The organism is Ectobacillus ponti, from assembly GCF_024294785.1.
GTDB lineage: Bacteria > Bacillota > Bacilli > Bacillales > Bacillaceae_G > Ectobacillus > Ectobacillus ponti.
On the sequence record NZ_JANCLT010000001.1, the window covers coordinates 213580 to 229659 of the forward strand.

17 protein-coding genes are annotated in these 16080 nt (G+C 49.8%); 2 read left to right on the plus strand and 15 right to left on the minus strand.

All coding sequences use genetic code 11. The features are described from left to right. Nucleotides 1-190: 190 nt before the first annotated feature. Both vrrA and NK662_RS01195 read left to right on the plus strand, forming a co-directional pair. Nucleotides 191-1066: a VrrA/YqfQ family protein gene (gene vrrA, locus NK662_RS01190; RefSeq protein ID WP_254756522.1), complete on the plus strand. Its 876-nt coding sequence runs from the start codon at nt 191-193 to the stop codon at nt 1064-1066. Between the two features lie 96 nt (nt 1067-1162). Further along, nucleotides 1163-2104: a 4-hydroxy-3-methylbut-2-enyl diphosphate reductase gene (locus tag NK662_RS01195; RefSeq protein ID WP_254756524.1), complete on the plus strand. Its 942-nt coding sequence runs from the start codon at nt 1163-1165 to the stop codon at nt 2102-2104. Between the two features lie 42 nt (nt 2105-2146). Here NK662_RS01195 and NK662_RS01200 read toward each other — a convergent pair whose 3' ends face one another. The 15 genes from NK662_RS01200 to NK662_RS01270 all read right to left on the minus strand — a co-directional run bounded on the left by NK662_RS01200 (nt 2147) and on the right by NK662_RS01270 (nt 15702). After that, entirely contained in the window at nt 2147-3268 is a 1122-nt protein-coding gene (locus NK662_RS01200) for a Nif3-like dinuclear metal center hexameric protein (protein ID WP_254756527.1), read from the minus strand. Further along, nucleotides 3265-3972 carry a tRNA (adenine(22)-N(1))-methyltransferase gene (locus NK662_RS01205; protein ID WP_254756529.1) on the minus strand — a complete coding sequence of 236 codons (708 nt, stop codon included), beginning with the start codon at nt 3970-3972 and terminating at the stop codon, nt 3265-3267. The genes NK662_RS01200 and NK662_RS01205 overlap by 4 nt, the downstream gene beginning before the upstream one ends. A gap of 203 nt (nt 3973-4175) precedes the next feature. Beyond that, a complete protein-coding gene (cccA, locus tag NK662_RS01210) occupies nt 4176-4538 on the minus strand; it encodes a cytochrome c550 (protein ID WP_254756531.1) in 363 nt (120 codons plus the stop codon). Nucleotides 4539-4973: 435 nt separating this feature from the next. Then, the gene (gene rpoD / locus NK662_RS01215) at nt 4974-6092 is read right to left on the minus strand and encodes an RNA polymerase sigma factor RpoD (RefSeq protein WP_254756533.1); all 1119 of its coding nucleotides are present in this window, start codon (nt 6090-6092) and stop codon (nt 4974-4976) included. Between the two features lie 59 nt (nt 6093-6151). Then, complete coding sequence (dnaG, locus tag NK662_RS01220; RefSeq protein WP_254756535.1) at nt 6152-7942, minus strand: DNA primase; 1791 nt, start codon at nt 7940-7942, stop codon at nt 6152-6154. Next, nucleotides 7923-8438, minus strand: coding sequence for a YaiI/YqxD family protein (locus NK662_RS01225; RefSeq protein ID WP_254756537.1), 516 nt, complete (start codon nt 8436-8438; stop codon nt 7923-7925). The genes dnaG and NK662_RS01225 overlap by 20 nt, the downstream gene beginning before the upstream one ends. 251 nt (nt 8439-8689) lie before the next feature. After that, a complete protein-coding gene (locus NK662_RS01230; RefSeq protein WP_254756539.1) occupies nt 8690-9499 on the minus strand; it encodes a pyruvate, water dikinase regulatory protein in 810 nt (269 codons plus the stop codon). Between the two features lie 23 nt (nt 9500-9522). Continuing rightward, nucleotides 9523-10161 carry a transcriptional regulator CcpN gene (ccpN, locus tag NK662_RS01235; protein WP_254756541.1) on the minus strand — a complete coding sequence of 213 codons (639 nt, stop codon included), beginning with the start codon at nt 10159-10161 and terminating at the stop codon, nt 9523-9525. A gap of 237 nt (nt 10162-10398) precedes the next feature. Beyond that, entirely contained in the window at nt 10399-11145 is a 747-nt protein-coding gene (gene recO / locus NK662_RS01240; RefSeq protein ID WP_254756543.1) for a DNA repair protein RecO, read from the minus strand. 33 nt (nt 11146-11178) lie between these two features. Further along, complete coding sequence (locus tag NK662_RS01245; protein WP_254756545.1) at nt 11179-11322, minus strand: YqzL family protein; 144 nt, start codon at nt 11320-11322, stop codon at nt 11179-11181. Between the two features lie 92 nt (nt 11323-11414). Then, entirely contained in the window at nt 11415-12323 is a 909-nt protein-coding gene (gene era / locus NK662_RS01250) for a GTPase Era (protein WP_254756547.1), read from the minus strand. Further along, nucleotides 12316-12714: a cytidine deaminase gene (locus NK662_RS01255; protein ID WP_254756549.1), complete on the minus strand. Its 399-nt coding sequence runs from the start codon at nt 12712-12714 to the stop codon at nt 12316-12318. Before NK662_RS01255 ends, era begins: the two co-directional genes overlap by 8 nt. 17 nt (nt 12715-12731) lie before the next feature. After that, on the minus strand, nt 12732-13088 hold the full coding sequence (locus NK662_RS01260) for a diacylglycerol kinase family protein (protein WP_254756551.1): 357 nt from the start codon (nt 13086-13088) through the stop codon (nt 12732-12734). Next, nucleotides 13085-13558 carry an rRNA maturation RNase YbeY gene (gene ybeY / locus NK662_RS01265; protein ID WP_254756553.1) on the minus strand — a complete coding sequence of 158 codons (474 nt, stop codon included), beginning with the start codon at nt 13556-13558 and terminating at the stop codon, nt 13085-13087. The genes NK662_RS01260 and ybeY overlap by 4 nt, the downstream gene beginning before the upstream one ends. Continuing rightward, nucleotides 13558-15702, minus strand: a complete 2145-nt coding sequence (locus NK662_RS01270; RefSeq protein WP_254756555.1) for an HD family phosphohydrolase — start codon at nt 15700-15702, stop codon at nt 13558-13560. The genes ybeY and NK662_RS01270 overlap by 1 nt, the downstream gene beginning before the upstream one ends. Between the last annotated feature and the right edge of the window lie 378 nt (nt 15703-16080).

The window sequence follows — 16080 nt, forward strand, 5'->3', positions numbered from 1 at the left end:
TCACCTTCTTCTTTCATTTTGTCAGCGAGAGGGCTTCGCGGACAATTGCTTCTTTTTTCCGGCTAAATTTACATTATAGCAAGTCTCATAAGCAATATCCATCTTTAGTTTAGGTTTCGTGTGAAAAAACTAACCACTTTTCGTTTTCTGCATATGTTAGGGTATACACCCAATGAAAGGAGGGCTCGCTATGCTTCAACAAGCTCCTTACCAACAAGCATACACACCCTACCCCCGCCCTTATTCAAATGCACCGGGTTTGCAGATGATGCCCATGCAGCGGATGGGTCCAATGCAGCAAATGAATCCGTCACAACAGATGAGTCCGATGCAGCAGTTGAATCCATCACAACAGATGAGTCCGATGCAACAAATGAATCCATCACAACAGATGAGTCCGATGCAGCAAATGAATCCAATGCAGTACATGCCGCAGCAGTCCATGATGATGCCGGCGCCGCAGCAAAAGAAGGGGCTGCTTGCCAAGCTGTTCGGCCGCAAAGATGAACCGCAGCAAATGATGCCGCAACGCTCCTATATGATGCCGCAGCAGGGCGGCTCACAGCCGTTTATGGCTTCTATGCAGCCCGGGGCACAGTACATGCCGGCGCGCTCCGATTCCCAGCAGTCCTTTATGCCATCGCAAACGGTCATGCAGCGCGGAGGTGAAGCAGCAGTCCGCATGATCAATCCGCAGGCAGCCACCCAAGCGGCGGCGGGCACGGCAGCGCGTTCCACAGGCGGCATTGGCAGCTTCTTCTCCAATGTCCTTTCCAACCCATCGGCGATACTTGGAAACGTGGAAAAAGTCGTTGGGGTTGCACAGAAGGTTGGTCCCGTCGTACAGCAATATGGCCCGCTCGTCCGCAGCTTCCCAAGCATCTGGAAAATTTTAAACAGCTCTTCCGACAAAGCAGAAGCAACAACAGAAGACAACACAAAGGCCACGGACAAGAAGACCAATAAGACGTCCAAGCAGAAGCAACCTGTTCAGGAAGCACTGGAAACTTCAGAGCCAGCACCAGATCAGAAGCTGAAGACACCGGCACCGAAGCTGTACGTGTAGCTTTATACTTTGTCAACTGTCCCTCCCTCCTTTATAATTGAAGTGATGCATGAAGGAGACACTAAAACAATTCCTTGCTATAAAGGAGAGGACATAATGGAAGTTGTAAAGATTGCACCGCGCGGATATTGCTATGGCGTAGTAGATGCAATGGTGATTGCACGCAATGCTGCACTGGATCCGACTTTGCCGCGCCCGATTTATATACTTGGCATGATTGTGCACAACAAGCATGTAACCGACGCTTTTGAAGAAGAAGGCATCATTACACTGGACGGACCGAACCGCCTCGACATTCTGGATCAGATTGAGTCCGGCACTGTCATTTTCACTGCACACGGTGTATCGCCGGAGGTAAAACGCCGGGCGAAGGAAAAAGGGCTGACGACAATTGATGCAACCTGTCCGGATGTAACAAAGACGCACGACCTCATCCGCGAAAAGCAGGCTGAGGGCTACCATATTATGTATATCGGCAAGAAAGGCCACCCGGAGCCGGAGGGTGCAATCGGCATTGCACCTGAAATCGTCCATCTGGTTGAAAAGACTTCGGACCTTGATGGCCTGCACATCCCGACAGACAAAATCTTGGTGACAAATCAAACCACAATGAGCCAATGGGATGTACAGCATATTATGGAGCATATCCAAAAGCTGTATCCAACTGCTGAATTCCATAAGGAAATTTGCCTCGCTACGCAGGTGCGGCAGGAAGCTGTCGCCGGGCAGGCCGGGGAAGCTGACCTTACGATTGTGGTTGGCGATCCAAAAAGCAACAACTCCAACCGTCTGGCCCAAGTCTCTGCGGAAATTGCCGGCACAAAGGCATACCGTGTTTCGGATGTGAGCGAAATCCAGCTGGAATGGCTGCAGGGTGTGAATCGGGTTGCCGTAACAGCCGGCGCTTCCACGCCAACGCCAATTACAAAAGAGGTCATTGCATTCCTGGAGCAATATGATCCAAATAACCCGGCAACATGGGAGCGTGAGCGGAAGGTGCCATTGCACAAAATTCTGCCGAAGGTAAAAATCAAATAAAGCGGAGGAGCTGCTGCTCTTCCGCTTTTTTTACAAACTATTTTATTGGAATGTAAACGGATCTGTGTGTATGGCAGATGCATGAATGGTTACCTTAAGCTTCTTTTCCTCAGCTTTTTGCTGCAGCTGTCTTTGCACCCCTGCCTTCATTACCTTTTCTACGTTATGGCCGGGGTCGACCATATGCAGGCCAAGCGCTTCTGCTTCCTGCGCCACATGGTAGTACACATCCCCCGTCACATACACATCCGCGCCCCGGAAGCTCGCCTGTTTGACATATTTATTGCCATCCCCGCCGACTACCGCAACCTTGCGCACCGTATCACCCAAATTCCCGACAACCCTGACGCCTTTTACATCCAGCGTCCGCTTCACATGCTCAGCAAATTCCTGCAGGGTCATCTCACGCGGCAGGCGCCCGATTCGTCCGAGCCCCCACACCCTCCCTTGGTTCTCCACCGGATAGATGTCGTATGCCGCCTCTTCGTACGGATGGGCTTTCAGCATGGCCTTCACCACACTGCGCTGCAGCGATGCAGGAATCATCGTCTCCAGGCGGACCTCTTCGACCCGCTCCAGACGCCCCGTCTCTCCAATATAAGGGTCGGTGCCCTCCAGCGGCAAAAAGCTCCCTGTTCCTGCACTGGTGAACGAACAATGGCTGTAGTTCCCGATATGGCCGGCTCCGCTGCGTCCAAGCGCCTCCCGCACAGCGTCTGCATGGGACACAGGCACAAACACCACCAGCTTCTTCAGCTTCTCCTCATAGGTCGGCAGCAGCACCTCAGTGTTCTGCAGACCAAGCGCATCTGCCAGCAAATCATTCACGCCGCCCTCGGCAATATCCACATTTGTATGCGCAGCGTAAACGGCAATGTCATGCTTGATGCAAAGCTCAATCATGCGGCCGTATGCTGTGTCTGTATGCAGCTTTTTAATTGGGTGATAAATTGGCGGATGATGGGCAATGATCAAGCCGGCACCTAACGCGATTGCCTCCTGCACCACCTCTTCGTTCACATCCAATGTTACGAGCACATGAGAAACCGGCTTATGCAAAGAGCCGATTTGCAATCCAATCGGGTCATTCTCAAAAGCCAGATGCTTGGGATACATCGCTTCGAAGAGAGAAATCAGTTCGTGCCCATTTGGCGTTTTGCTCATGCCAAGACCTCCTCCATCATTGCAATTTTGGCTGCCACCTCTTGCCGTTTCTGCAGAGTTTCCTCTGTATCAGCCGCCTGCTGCAGCTGCTGTTGAATCCGCTTCATGTTCTGCAGCTCATGCCGCCACTTTTCCGCAAACACTTCACTTTTCTCTGCAAGCAAAAACGGGCCAAATAAAATCCCGTGCTCCCTCCGGCTGCGGTACGGCGCTTCGCTGTCTCCGCGCTCCGCCACCAGAATCTCATAGATTTTCCCGTCTTCCTTCATCATTTCCTCTGCCTGCAGCTCCCAGCCGTTCGCAATGAGCCACTCCCGGATGTTATGCGCGCCAATATTCGGCTGCAGCACAAGCCTCGTAACTCCGGCCAGCTTATCCTTGCCGCGCTCCAGGATGTCCCGGATCAGAGCCCCCCCCATGCCGCAAATGGTAATAACATCAGCTTCTCCTGGGGACATCACTGCCAAGCCGTCTCCTTTGCGCACAGCAATATGCTCCCCCAGACCGTATTCGGCTACTGTCGATTTCGCCGATTGAAACGGACCCTCTACAACCTCGCCGGCAATTGCGCCCGCAATCAGTCCCTTTTGCCACGCATAGCACGGCAAGTACGCATGATCAGATCCAATATCGGCGAGCACCCCTCCCTTTGTAATATATCCTGCGACTGTTTCCAGACGCTTAGAAAGCTTGACTTCATTCATGTAGTATGTACTCCTTTGCAATTCACTGCCTCTGCCTGCCGGCACAGTTCCACTGTCTCCTATGATAAGAATTTCCCGCCACACTTGCAAGTCTATAGAAAAGCGCAGCCAGCTTGTTCAGCCCACAGAGGGGAGGTTCTGGCCGCTAACAGGCCCTTATCCCAAACAAAAAAAGCCCTTTGCCACAGCAAAGGACTTTCCCCTTATTTCTTCTTAGACAGCCAGTCTGCAACCTTTGTGGCTTGGTCTGCTGGAAGCAGGCCCGCCGGCATGTTGCCCCGGCCCTTTAGAATCACGTTTTGAATGTCATCTTTGGACAGCTTTGCGCCAACCTTTTGCAGGTTTGGACCGACAGCGCCCTGCAGCTGATCACCGTGACAGCTTGTGCAGTTTTGCTTCACGATATCCTCAGGCTTTGCATTTGCTGTTTGCTTGGCGGTTCCGCCATTTTTTTGTGCCTCAGCCAGCTCTTTCCCCTTATTCAGTCCTTGGAATGAGAACAAGAACATTAAGCCAATTCCGAGCACCGCAATCAATGCAAATGGAATCAATGGGTTGCGTTTCATTTCTCTTCTCCCCCTCTATGTACCCCTTATCAAACATATTGTATATGAACAGTTCTATTGTACTTGAAAACGCTCTATCCGAAAAGTATAAACTATGCAAGAAAACGAAAATATTCTATAAATTTCAAATTATTTTCGCAGACAACCAAGTCTGAACACCTTTTTTGCATAAAGATTAAAGGTTTGTCGTTCATTTTCCGGCAAATGTCCTACTAAATATACATATTCCCACACCTCATTCACCAGCTTTCTGTAAAGTCGACACGAAATTGCACGAAAAATATAAAAATGAGCATTTGCAAATCAATAGACAATTCTGTAAAATAAATTACAAGAATTGTAATTGCAGTACACCTTTATTTTCAAGAAAATTCATGCATTTCCATACAAAAAAAAGTTTACCTCATGAGAATGAAGTAAACTGTAAGGTCAGGGTTATTCCAAGAAATCCTTTAAACGCTTGCTTCGGCTTGGGTGCCGCAGCTTGCGCAGTGCTTTCGCTTCAATTTGGCGAATTCGTTCTCTCGTGACACCAAACACCTTGCCAACCTCTTCCAATGTGCGTGTCCGTCCATCATCCAGGCCAAAACGCAAGCGAAGGACATTTTCTTCACGGTCAGTCAGTGTATCCAATACGTCTTCCAGCTGTTCCTTTAAGAGTTCATATGCAGCATGGTCTGCTGGAGATGTTGCTTCTTGGTCCTCAATGAAATCACCGAGATGAGAGTCATCCTCTTCCCCGATCGGCGTCTCTAATGAAACCGGCTCCTGGGCAATCTTCAGGATTTCACGAACCTTTTCGGGAGCAAGATCCATCTCTTCTCCGATTTCTTCAGGCGAAGGCTCACGTCCCAAGTCCTGCAGCAGCTGGCGCTGCACACGAATCAGTTTATTAATGGTCTCGACCATATGGACCGGAATACGGATCGTTCTTGCCTGGTCGGCAATTGCGCGTGTGATCGCTTGGCGGATCCACCATGTCGCGTACGTACTGAACTTAAAACCTTTGCGGTAATCGAACTTTTCAACCGCTTTAATAAGACCCATGTTCCCTTCCTGAATCAAATCCAGGAACAGCATGCCGCGGCCTACATAACGCTTGGCAATGCTGACTACGAGGCGCAGGTTCGCTTCCGCCAGCCGGCGTTTTGCATCCTCGTCGCCCTGCTCAATCCGGTTGGCAAGTGAGATTTCTTCTTCTGCGGAAAGCAGGTCGACACGGCCGATTTCTTTTAAATACATCCGGACAGGGTCATTGATTTTAACGCCAGGAGGCACACTCAAATCATTTAAGTCGAACTCTTCTTCTTTCTCAAGCTGGCGGACATTTGGATCTTCGTCCGCATCACCGATGAGTTCAATGCCTTGCTCGCCAAGGTACTCATAATATTCATCCATTTGTTCGGATTCAATATCAAAGCCACTCATACGCTCGGCAATTTCCTCATATGTGAGAACACCGCGCTTTTTGCCAAGCTCTGTGAGCTGTTCCTTTACTTGCTCAAATGTAACATCTGTTTCAACTTCTTTAGAACGAGCTGATTTTTCAGCCATTTGTTCCCCTCCTTACGCGAAATACAATCAATCATTATAGTCGATTTTTATGAAAAAGGCTATCTTCTTGCTTTTCGTCTGTTAATCAAGTATTCTTGAGCGAAACGGGCTGCCGCCAGACTGTCCTGCTTTTCCAGGTTTCGCAGCTGAAAGGTGTAGTCCATTTCCTCTATCCTTTGTTTGTGCTTGCGAAGCGATTCCAAGCTTCCTTCCAGAAGTTCGGTGGAGTATTCAGGATTAATAAGTTCATCTTCCGCAATATCAATGACAATCTGCTTGAGTGAATCATTTGTAAGCCAGTTGAGAAAGGCGCTTATACTAGGTTCGTTTCCTTTCTCATAATATGCGTACAATTCATATAAAATCCCTTTATGTTCTTCTGTATGAAAATATTCGATATACGGTTGGACATGCCCGGCAACATCGGCATCCCGGAGCATATGGAAAATAATTTCCCGCTCTGCCCCCCGATAGCCAATCAGCTTCGGCTTGTTTTTCACCGCTTGCCTCGCAGGATGCTCCTTCTTCTGATCCTTATGCACCTTGCTTTGGGACCGCTCGAACTCGTTCCTCAAATCCTCGATGGGATAGGCGAACTCCTCGGCAAGCAGCCGCAAATAGGGCTGTGCCTGCAGCAGATTCCCAGTAAGCTGCGCCAGTTCCCGGACGGCTTCCTGAATATATTCTCCCTGCTCACGCGGACTCTGCAAATTCCGTCCGATACGCAAATATTGCAGGCGGAAATCCGCAAAAGCGCTGGCCGTTTCAATCCGGCGGCGGAAAGCCTCATGTCCGTAACGTCTGACAAATTCATCCGGATCGAGCTTGTCCGGCAAGAGCAGCACCCTCACTTCACAGCCAGCCTTCAACAGCAGGCTGCCGGCCTTCACAGTTGCTTTTTGTCCGGCATTATCACCATCATAACAAAGGATGATCTGCTCTACGTTCCGGCGCAAAATGCGTGCCTGCTCCTCCGTCAGCGCCGTCCCCATTGTCGCCACAGCGGCAGGAAGTCCGCTGCTGATGGAAGCCAGTACGTCTGCATAGCCTTCATACAGAAGTACCCGCTTTTCATTGCGGATAGCGGGGCGTGCCCGGTGAAAGTTATAAAGCACCTTGCTTTTATGAAAAATTGGTGTTTCAGGGCTGTTTAAGTACTTTGGTGCAGCCTCTCCCAAGGACCGGCCGCTAAATGCCACCGTACGGCCCTGCAAATCTTGGATTGGAAACATAATGCGGTGCCGGAAACGGTCATGAAAGGTGCCGTCCGTTTCGCTGCGCCCGATCAATCCGGCCTGTTCCATCAGCGGCAAAGTGTATCCGCGCCGCTGCAGCACACGCACAGCATGATCCCGCGCAGCGCTTGCATACCCCAACTCAAACTGTACAATGAGCTCTTTTGTAATGCCGCGCTGCTGCAAATACTCCAGCGCTTCCTTTCCTTCCTCTGTATTTACGAGGAGGTGATGGTAATATTTCTTTAAAAGCTCATGAGCTTCTATCATGGAAGCCGCGCCTTCGTGCTCTGCTGTCTCCTGCTGGCCGGCTTCTTCCACTGCAACATGTATGCCTGCCTTTTCCCCAAGCTTCTGCACAGCCTCGGAGAAGGACAGATTGTCAATCTTCATGACAAAAGAAATTGCATTGCCGCCCTCACCACATCCGAAGCAGTGAAAGATTTGCTTATCAGGAGAAACAGAAAAGGAAGGTGTGCTTTCCCCGTGAAACGGACATAACCCAAAATAGTTCCGCCCTTGCTTCCTCAGCTGAACGTGCTCACCGACAACGTCCACAATGTCATTGGCCTGCCGGACGCGCTCCACCAGCTCCTCAGGAATTCTGTTCCCCATTGCTCCATCTCCGTGTCGTATTTATATTCTTTAAAGATTCCTCAATTCCTTCATGTTTCGACAATATTTTTTGTAAAACATGAAAAAATCTTTGCCGATCCTCTTTCGAGAATGCCTTTGGCCCTTTTGTGTATGTTCCGCTCCGGCGCAGTTCTGCAGAAAGATGGCGGTTGTATAAAATGTTGTCCATCTGTGCATCCTGCAGAATGGTGCCGCGCGGCGACAAAACCACGATATCCCGCTTTACCAGCAAGCTTGCCAGCCCCATATCCTGCGTGACAGCCAGGTCGCCCGGCTTCGCATGCTGATACAGGTAGAAATCCGCTGCGTCGCGGGAAGGATCCACATACACCCAGGTTCCGCCGGGAAAGCTGGTTTTGTGGGCGTACGAAGCGACAAATACTACCGGGACTTGAAAGAGCTCACTTGCCTGCATGATCTCTTCCTTCACCGGACATGCATCAGCGTCAACAAAAATCGTATTGATTCTTGGCATATTTCTCTATTCTACATCCCTTCGTTGAATCCTTCCGTTCTGCATGTTTTCTTGTCCGGATTTTTGTCGATTTAACTAAAAATATTGTCTCGCGCTATCTACCACTAGTTTATTCTGAAAAAACAAAGTCTAAACGTAAAAAATACAGTTTTCACCGCAATTTTTTATTATAATATAATTTCAAAAAAGATGCTACCATTCTCCTCACTTTTATATAAAAAAAGTACACTGTAACAGTGTACCCCTTCCTCTTAGAACATGCGATTATTTTGCACTGCATTCAGAATCACATTTGCCGACTCCTCGACAGCTTTGCTGGACACGTCTATCACCTGGCAGCCGATTCGGCCCACCACCCGCTCAAAGTGTTCAATCTCCTCTTTAATGCGGTTGATATTGGCGTACACGGCCCCATCGCTTAACCCCAGCGTTTTCAAGCGTTCCCGGCGGATGTTGTTCAGCTTCTCCGGGCTGATTTTCAAGCCGAAGCATTTATGCTTAGGAACGCGGAACAGCTCCTCCGGAGGATCCACCTCCGGCACGAGCGGCACATTGGCCACCTTTAGACGTTTGTGGGCCAAATATTGCGACAATGGCGTTTTGGACGTGCGGGAAATGCCGATCAGCACAATATCAGCTTTCAGAATGCCGCGCGGGTCACGCCCGTCATCATACTTCACCGCAAACTCAATCGCTTCAATCTTCTTGAAATAATCCTCATCAAGCTGCCGCACGATTCCCGGCTCATAGCGCGGGGTCGCTCCTGTCGAGGCTTGGATTTGATCAATTAACGGACCAATAATATCATATACTTGTACGCCCTCATCGGCTGCTTTCTCAATCAGGTACTGCCGCATTTCCGGCTTCACCAGCGTGAAGCAGATGATGGCATGATTGCTCTTTGCAATAGAGACTACTTCCTTCAGCGTACCCGTATCTTCTACATATGGCACCCGCCTGATATCCGGCGCAAACGTAAATTGGCCCATTGCAGCACGCACCACAAGCTCTGCCGTTTCGCCCACCGAGTCGGATACAACATAGACAATTTGATTACTCATTCCATTACCTCACTTTTGAATTGTTACAGCACCTCATTATTGACGAGATCGACAAACGCGCGCGTGATGTTTGTTTTGGTAATTCTGCCCGTCACCTCTGCCCCCCGGTTTGTATATTTGACAACCGGCATCGCATCAATTTGCTTTTCAATGAGCTTTTTCGCGACTTCGTACAGGCTGTCTTCCCGCTGGCACACTGTGATATTCGGCATTCTTGTCATAATAATGTTCACCGGTACGGCTGTCAGTTCCTGCTTTCCCAGGCTGGCACGCAACAAATCCTTGCGGGACACAACGCCTGTAAGCAAGGAATCATGGTCCACAATGAATAGTGTGCCAACATCCTCCAGAAACATTGTGCAAATGGCATCGTAGACAGACACATTCTTATCCACCACTACAGGAAGGGATTGATAATCCTGGACCATCAGCTTGCGCACAGCCTCCGACAGCAGCTGTCCCCCTGTTTTCCCTGTATAAAAATAGCCGACCCGCGGGCGTGCCTCCAGATAGCCGGCCATCGTTAGAATGGCCAAATCGGGGCGCAGGGTCGCTCTTGTCAGGTTCAGTTGATCTGCAATGGCTTCTCCGGTTATCGGGCCGCGTTCTTTGACAATTTGAATAATGAGCTCTTGGCGTTTATTGAGTTCTATGATAATCACCACCTTTGTTGCTTTGCCAAAAAGGCTATACTATCTTTTCAATATTATATACGAAATACGCATCCGGAAAAAGAAAAGGTTTTTCTTCTTTTTATATAGCTGTAAGCGGTATCACTTTTTTGCCGTTCGTTGACACATACGTATACTCTCCCGCTTTTGAAAGCCGGCACCCTTTTGTTGTGCAGACAGCAAAGACCCCGGGCGATGCCCGGGGTACATGATATGTATGTCTCATCTCTACGGCTGCAGCTTATCCAGCTGATCGATAAAGCGGCGCGATTTCAGATAAATCCCGCCATATTCATCATAGTAAGCGTTCAGGATCTTGCGCATTTGCCGCTTTGTTTCCGGCTTCACCGAGACATTGCCAAGGCGATTTAAGTCAAAATGATAGAACAGCCGAAGCAGCTTGGCTGCCGCCTCACTGATCGGAAAACTGTAAGGGTCCTGCGCGGCATGTGCTTTACATAGAAAGCCCCCTTCCCTCACAGAGAAGGCGGCAAAATCATCTGATTGCCGGCAAATGGCACAGGCATCCCATGCAGGATGGAGCCCCAGCACCGGAAGCATCTTTGTCTGATACAAAAGCGCCAAAATCTCCGGATCCACTTCTTCATTCATGTACTGCAGCGTTTGCAGCAGCAATTCAAAGAGGAAGGGATTTCGTTTTTTATCCTCTGTTGCCTTATCTGTCAATTCGATGACAAAGGAAGCATATGCGGTGACAAATAGGTCCTCGCGAATCTCACGCATGGAGGAAAGCATCTCCCCCTGCTGCAGGGTGCCAAGTCCTGACCCCATTTGCACAAGGAAATAGCCATGTGTAAAAGGCTGCGTAATAGAGGCAAGCCGGCTCTTCGGCTTTTTTGCCCCCCGCGCCATAGCGCTGATTTTCCCAAGCTCGCGTGTGTAGAAGGTTACAATCTTATTTGTCTCGCCATAGTCCGTTGTCCGAATGACAACTCCCTCAATTTTCTGGAACACGCCCGTCACCACCCGCGGTACGGGCAAGTAAGGTCAAGAAATCGGAGAATCTATATCCGCCAGTTCTTCCTGCTGCTGATCAGGAATTTCTTGATCTTGCTGTTCAAGCTCTTTAAACAGGAGATATGTTTCAATATTGCCGGTTTGTGAGAATATATTCCAGGTAAACTTCAACATAAGAACCCACCTTCCTCATTCGCCTAGCATCACTTCCAATTTCTTTACTCTTAAGGTGACCTTAATTGCCCGATTTCATGTGCGCAAAATTTTTACAAATACTCATCTTCCCGGAAGCCGAGGTCACGCAATTGGGACATGCGATTGCGCCAATCCTTCTGCACCTTCACCCACAGCTCCAGAAATACCTTTGAACCAAGCAGCAGTTCCACATCCTGGCGGGCGCGCTTGCCGACTTCCTTCAGCATGCTGCCTTGCTTGCCAATGATGATTCCCTTTTGTGAAGGCCGCTCGACTACAATCGTAGCATTCACATACACTGCGCCCCCACCACGCTTTTCAATCGCGTCAATGACCACAGCAACAGAATGCGGCACCTCTTCACGGGTCAGATGCAGCACCTTTTCCCGGATCATCTCAGAGATGATGAAGCGTTCCGGGTGATCCGTCACCTGGTCAGCCGGGTAATATTGCGGCCCTTCCGGCAGATACTTTTTAATCGCGCCAATTAAAGCATCTACGTTATTTCCTTCCAAAGCGGAAATCGGCACAATCTCTGCGAATGGATAGAGCGTGCGGTACTTATCAATCAGCAGCAGGAGGTCATCCGGACTGATTTGATCAATCTTGTTGATAACAAGAAACACCGGCCGTTTCGTCTGCTGCAGCGTTTCAATGATATACTCATCCCCGCGCCCGAGACCCTCTGCCGCATTCACCATAAAGAGGACAACGTCCACTTCCTTCAGTGTATTCTGTGCAATTTTCACCATAAAGTCGCCAAGCTTATGCTTGGGCTTGTGAATACCGGGTGTGTCGATAAAAATGACTTGCGCCTCATTTTCCGTGTACACACCTTGTATTTTGTTGCGTGTTGTCTGCGGCTTATCGCTCATGATCGCAATCTTCTGTCCAATTATACGGTTTAGAAATGTTGATTTCCCGACATTCGGACGGCCAATGATGCTGACAAAGCCAGATTTGTATCCTTGTTTATTCATGTAAATCCTCCGGTAAGAAAGCTCCAGGCAATAGTCCTTCTATCGTCGTTTCAAGAAGATTGCCCTTCAAATTTGTTAAATATACCTTTGTTTCAGGCTGACACAATTCTACCATAACCTGACGGCAAGCACCACACGGCGGCACTGGACGATCCGTATCCGCTACAACAGCAATAGCCGTGAACTTCTTTTCTCCTTCAGAAACAGCCTTAAAGATTGCCGTGCGCTCTGCACAATTGCACATGCTGTAAGCGGCATTTTCAATGTTGCAGCCGCGGTACACTTTGCCGTCTGCCGTCAGCAGGGCGGCACCCACCGCAAATTTAGAATATGGCACATAGGCTTGTTTGCGTGCCTCGACTGCTTCTTGGACGAGCTCTTGCATATTCATATTCTCTTCCTTCTCTCTTAGGTTCTAATATACGGGGCAAAAATCAAAATGCCGATGACGACAGACAGACAGGCAAAGACAAGCACAGCCCCTGAAGCCGCATCCTTGGCGAATTTCGCCAACGGGTGCGGCTTCTCCGTCACCAAATCCACGGCCTTTTCCACGGCTGTGTTCACCAGCTCCAGGCTGATTACCCCTCCGATTGTCAGCAGCAGGACCAGCCATTCCTCTCTCGTGATATGGAAGTAAATTCCTGACGCAGCAGCCGCAGCAGCGGCCGTGCAATGGATCCGCATATTCCGCTCCGTACGGATACAGGCCACGATTCCCTGGATTGCATAGAGAAAGCTTCTGGTCAAGGAAGACCGGTTCATCGCTGCAGTCCGAAGGCATTCAGAATTTCCTCCTGCCTGCCGAACATGTCCTTCTCCTCTTCCTCTGTCATATGGTCATAGCCAAGGAGATGCAAGAAGCCGTGTACACTGAGAAAGCCCAACTCTCTCATGAAGGAATGTCCGTATTCTTCCGCCTGTTCCTTCGTCTTGGGAATGGAAATGATAATATCCCCCAGCACGCGCGGCAATTCTTCGCCCACGATTTGCAGCTCTCCTTCCACCTCATCCTCCATGGCAAATGAGATGACATCGGTTGGTTTGTCCTTATCGCGGTACTCGCGGTTCAGCTCTTGGATGCGGTCATTATCCACAAATGTAATAGACATTTCCGCTCCTTCCTCTACACCTTCAATCTCAGCCGCTGTTTGCAGCAGGCTCTGAATGGTGTCCTTTTGTTCCTCTGTTACTTCCTTTGTTTCATCAAAGAAATCAATGATTAATCTTGTCATTATTTCACCTTCTCTTTTGACAGCGTTGGATAGGTAATGCGGGAATGAAAAATGCCATTCAAGGCTTCACATAGAGCTTTGCGCACAATCTGCAGCTCTTTAAAGGTTAATTCACACTCATTAAACTGTCCGTCCTGCAGGCGGTCTGCAATAATCCCCTCCACCAGCTGCTCAATCTGCTCCGGTGTCGGGGCATCCATGGAGCGGACAGCCGCTTCTACGCTGTCGGCAATGCCGACAACAGCAGATTCCTTGAAATCCGCCTTGGGTCCCGGATAGCGGAACATCTCTTCCGTATAAGCTTCCTTGTCCTGCTTTGAGGCCTTATAGTAAAAATACTTCAGCAGGGTTGTTCCATGATGCTGTGCAGCAATCTTAACAATTTCCTGCGGAATCCGATGCTCCTTCAGCAGCTTCACTCCGTCCGTCACATGCGCAAGAATAATATCCCGGCTCATTTCAGGCGTCAGCTGATCATGGGGATTCAGCTGACCCATTTGATTTTCAATAAAGAATTGGGGCCGTACGGTTTTGCCAATGTCGTGGTAGTATGCCCCGACACGGGCAAGCAGGCCATTGGCGCCGATTGCTTCACAGGCAGCCTCCGATAAATTGGCAACCATAATGCTGTGATGGTACGTTCCCGGCGCTTCCAGCAAAATTTTGCGGAGCAGGGGATGATTAGGGCTTGCAAGCTCAGTCAGACGCATCGTGGACACAATGCCCAGCCCTCCTTCCAGATACGGCAGCAGCCCCATGGTCAAGATCGACGAAATAATTCCGGAAGCAGCCGCCATCAGAAGATGGAGACCCACCTCCGTCCACGAAGTGTGGCCGCTCCGCAGCAGCAGGATGGCGCCTACAGTCAGCACGTTCACCAATGAGACGAGCAAGCCCGCCCGCAAAATCGGGCTGCGGCGGTATTTATCGGTTAAGAAAGCGCTGACAGACAAGGAGCTGATCAGCATGTATAGACCAACTGCATAGTTGAAGGTGCTCGTAATTCCCTCATTGAACATGATGCTGCCGCACACTGAGAACAAAATGCTGGTCGGAACAACAAAACGGTCGCCGATCATCAGCTTAATCAGAAGTGTCCCCATTGCCACCGGCATGACATAGCCAATGCTTGTCAGTTCGACGTTTTGGAATAGGCTCAATGTTTTCATCACAATAATGGTTACCGTGACAATGAGAACATAGGCCATCACATACGGCTTATCCTCCCGGTGATTTTTGAAGAAAATAACAAATTGCCGCACCAGGAAGAAGAGCAGCACCCCGACAAGCAGCATCAAGCCGAGAAACGGCTGAAAGGCATGTCCGTTGTCCAGCAGCCCCACCAGCTTGAGCTGATCGTATACTTCCCGGGTAATAGTATCCCCTTGCTTCACAAGAATTTGCCCCTGCAAAATATAAGCAGGCTCGACAGCATCCATTTCCACCTTTCTTCGCTCTTCAGTCGCAGCCGGGTCAAACACATAATTTGGGACGATGGCATATTGCCCAATTTCAATAATTGCCGTTTTTAACCCGCTGTTCACATTTGCATAGCGCAATTCGTCCGCGATTTGCTCACGCGCCCGATTCACTTCATGAATTTTGATATGTGTGCTCATGCGATTATTCACCGCTGTCAAGGTGGATTCCTTGGCGACGAGCAACTGGTCAGGCGAGGCCTTCAAGAGCTGCTGCAGCACTTCATTGGACAGGCTCTTCAGCACATCGGCAGGCAGCTTCTCCTTTAGCTTGTCCAGCTGTACCGGCAGAGCCGCAGGCGGCTGCTGTTCCAGCTTTTCCTTCAGCCTGTCCTCATCCTGCACTTCTTTAACCGCCTCAAAGATGGAACTTATAATCTCACTGCGATTTTGCTTGTACTCACTACGATATGTATATTGATCCTCCACTGTCTGAGCGGCCTCACGCTTTCTGCGCTCCGTTGTAACCTTATCCTCAATCGTAACCGGTGAGTGGATGGATTTTTTGGCAATGGACAACAGCTTTACATCCAGCTCATCAGGCCGCACATTGCCAACAAGGGCCAGGAAAATGACCGTCCCGAGGAGGACATACAAAATTCCGCCGACAAGCTTGGACTGATGCAGCTGGCGCATCTTGAAAAGAAGCCGTTTCGACTTGAACATAGTGGCAGTACATTCCCCTTCCCCAAAATACGTTCTCCTCCTATGATAGTAGAAAAACCCATCCATGCCAACCTCGAAAAGCGGAAGCAGCCCGTTTAGCCATCCGAAGGGAGGTTCTGGCCGCTAAAAGGCGATTTTTGCCTTTTATGCGGGCAGGTTCTCCCTGGCAGATGGCTGGATGCTGTAGCTGGACACATCGAAAAGCGGCGGGGGCTCGCCCGGCTCCCAGAAGGGAAGGTTCCTCGGTCGAAAAGGCGCTTTTTGCCTTTTTGTGCCGGGGGTTCTTCCCTGGCAGGGAGCCTGCCCCCGCAGCTGGACACCAGAAGAGCCGAAGCAGCCCATTTATCCATCCGAAGGGAGGTTCTGGCCGCCAACAGA

Coding starts and splice junctions, on each gene's coding strand:
- dnaG (WP_254756535.1), bottom strand. CDS start 7,942: ATGGGGAACAGAATTCCTGAGGAGCTGGTGGAGCGCGTCCGGCAGGCC.
- ybeY (WP_254756553.1), bottom strand. CDS start 13,558: ATGACAAGATTAATCATTGATTTCTTTGATGAAACAAAGGAAGTAACA.
- cccA (WP_254756531.1), bottom strand. CDS start 4,538: ATGAAACGCAACCCATTGATTCCATTTGCATTGATTGCGGTGCTCGGA.
- rpoD (WP_254756533.1), bottom strand. CDS start 6,092: ATGGCTGAAAAATCAGCTCGTTCTAAAGAAGTTGAAACAGATGTTACA.
- vrrA (WP_254756522.1), top strand. CDS start 191: ATGCTTCAACAAGCTCCTTACCAACAAGCATACACACCCTACCCCCGC.
- era (WP_254756547.1), bottom strand. CDS start 12,323: ATGAATAAACAAGGATACAAATCTGGCTTTGTCAGCATCATTGGCCGT.
- NK662_RS01200 (WP_254756527.1), bottom strand. CDS start 3,268: ATGAGCAAAACGCCAAATGGGCACGAACTGATTTCTCTCTTCGAAGCG.
- NK662_RS01230 (WP_254756539.1), bottom strand. CDS start 9,499: ATGAGTAATCAAATTGTCTATGTTGTATCCGACTCGGTGGGCGAAACG.
- NK662_RS01255 (WP_254756549.1), bottom strand. CDS start 12,714: ATGAATATGCAAGAGCTCGTCCAAGAAGCAGTCGAGGCACGCAAACAA.
- NK662_RS01225 (WP_254756537.1), bottom strand. CDS start 8,438: ATGCCAAGAATCAATACGATTTTTGTTGACGCTGATGCATGTCCGGTG.
- NK662_RS01270 (WP_254756555.1), bottom strand. CDS start 15,702: ATGTTCAAGTCGAAACGGCTTCTTTTCAAGATGCGCCAGCTGCATCAG.
- NK662_RS01205 (WP_254756529.1), bottom strand. CDS start 3,972: ATGAATGAAGTCAAGCTTTCTAAGCGTCTGGAAACAGTCGCAGGATAT.
- NK662_RS01195 (WP_254756524.1), top strand. CDS start 1,163: ATGGAAGTTGTAAAGATTGCACCGCGCGGATATTGCTATGGCGTAGTA.
- NK662_RS01245 (WP_254756545.1), bottom strand. CDS start 11,322: ATGTTGAAGTTTACCTGGAATATATTCTCACAAACCGGCAATATTGAA.
- NK662_RS01260 (WP_254756551.1), bottom strand. CDS start 13,088: ATGAACCGGTCTTCCTTGACCAGAAGCTTTCTCTATGCAATCCAGGGA.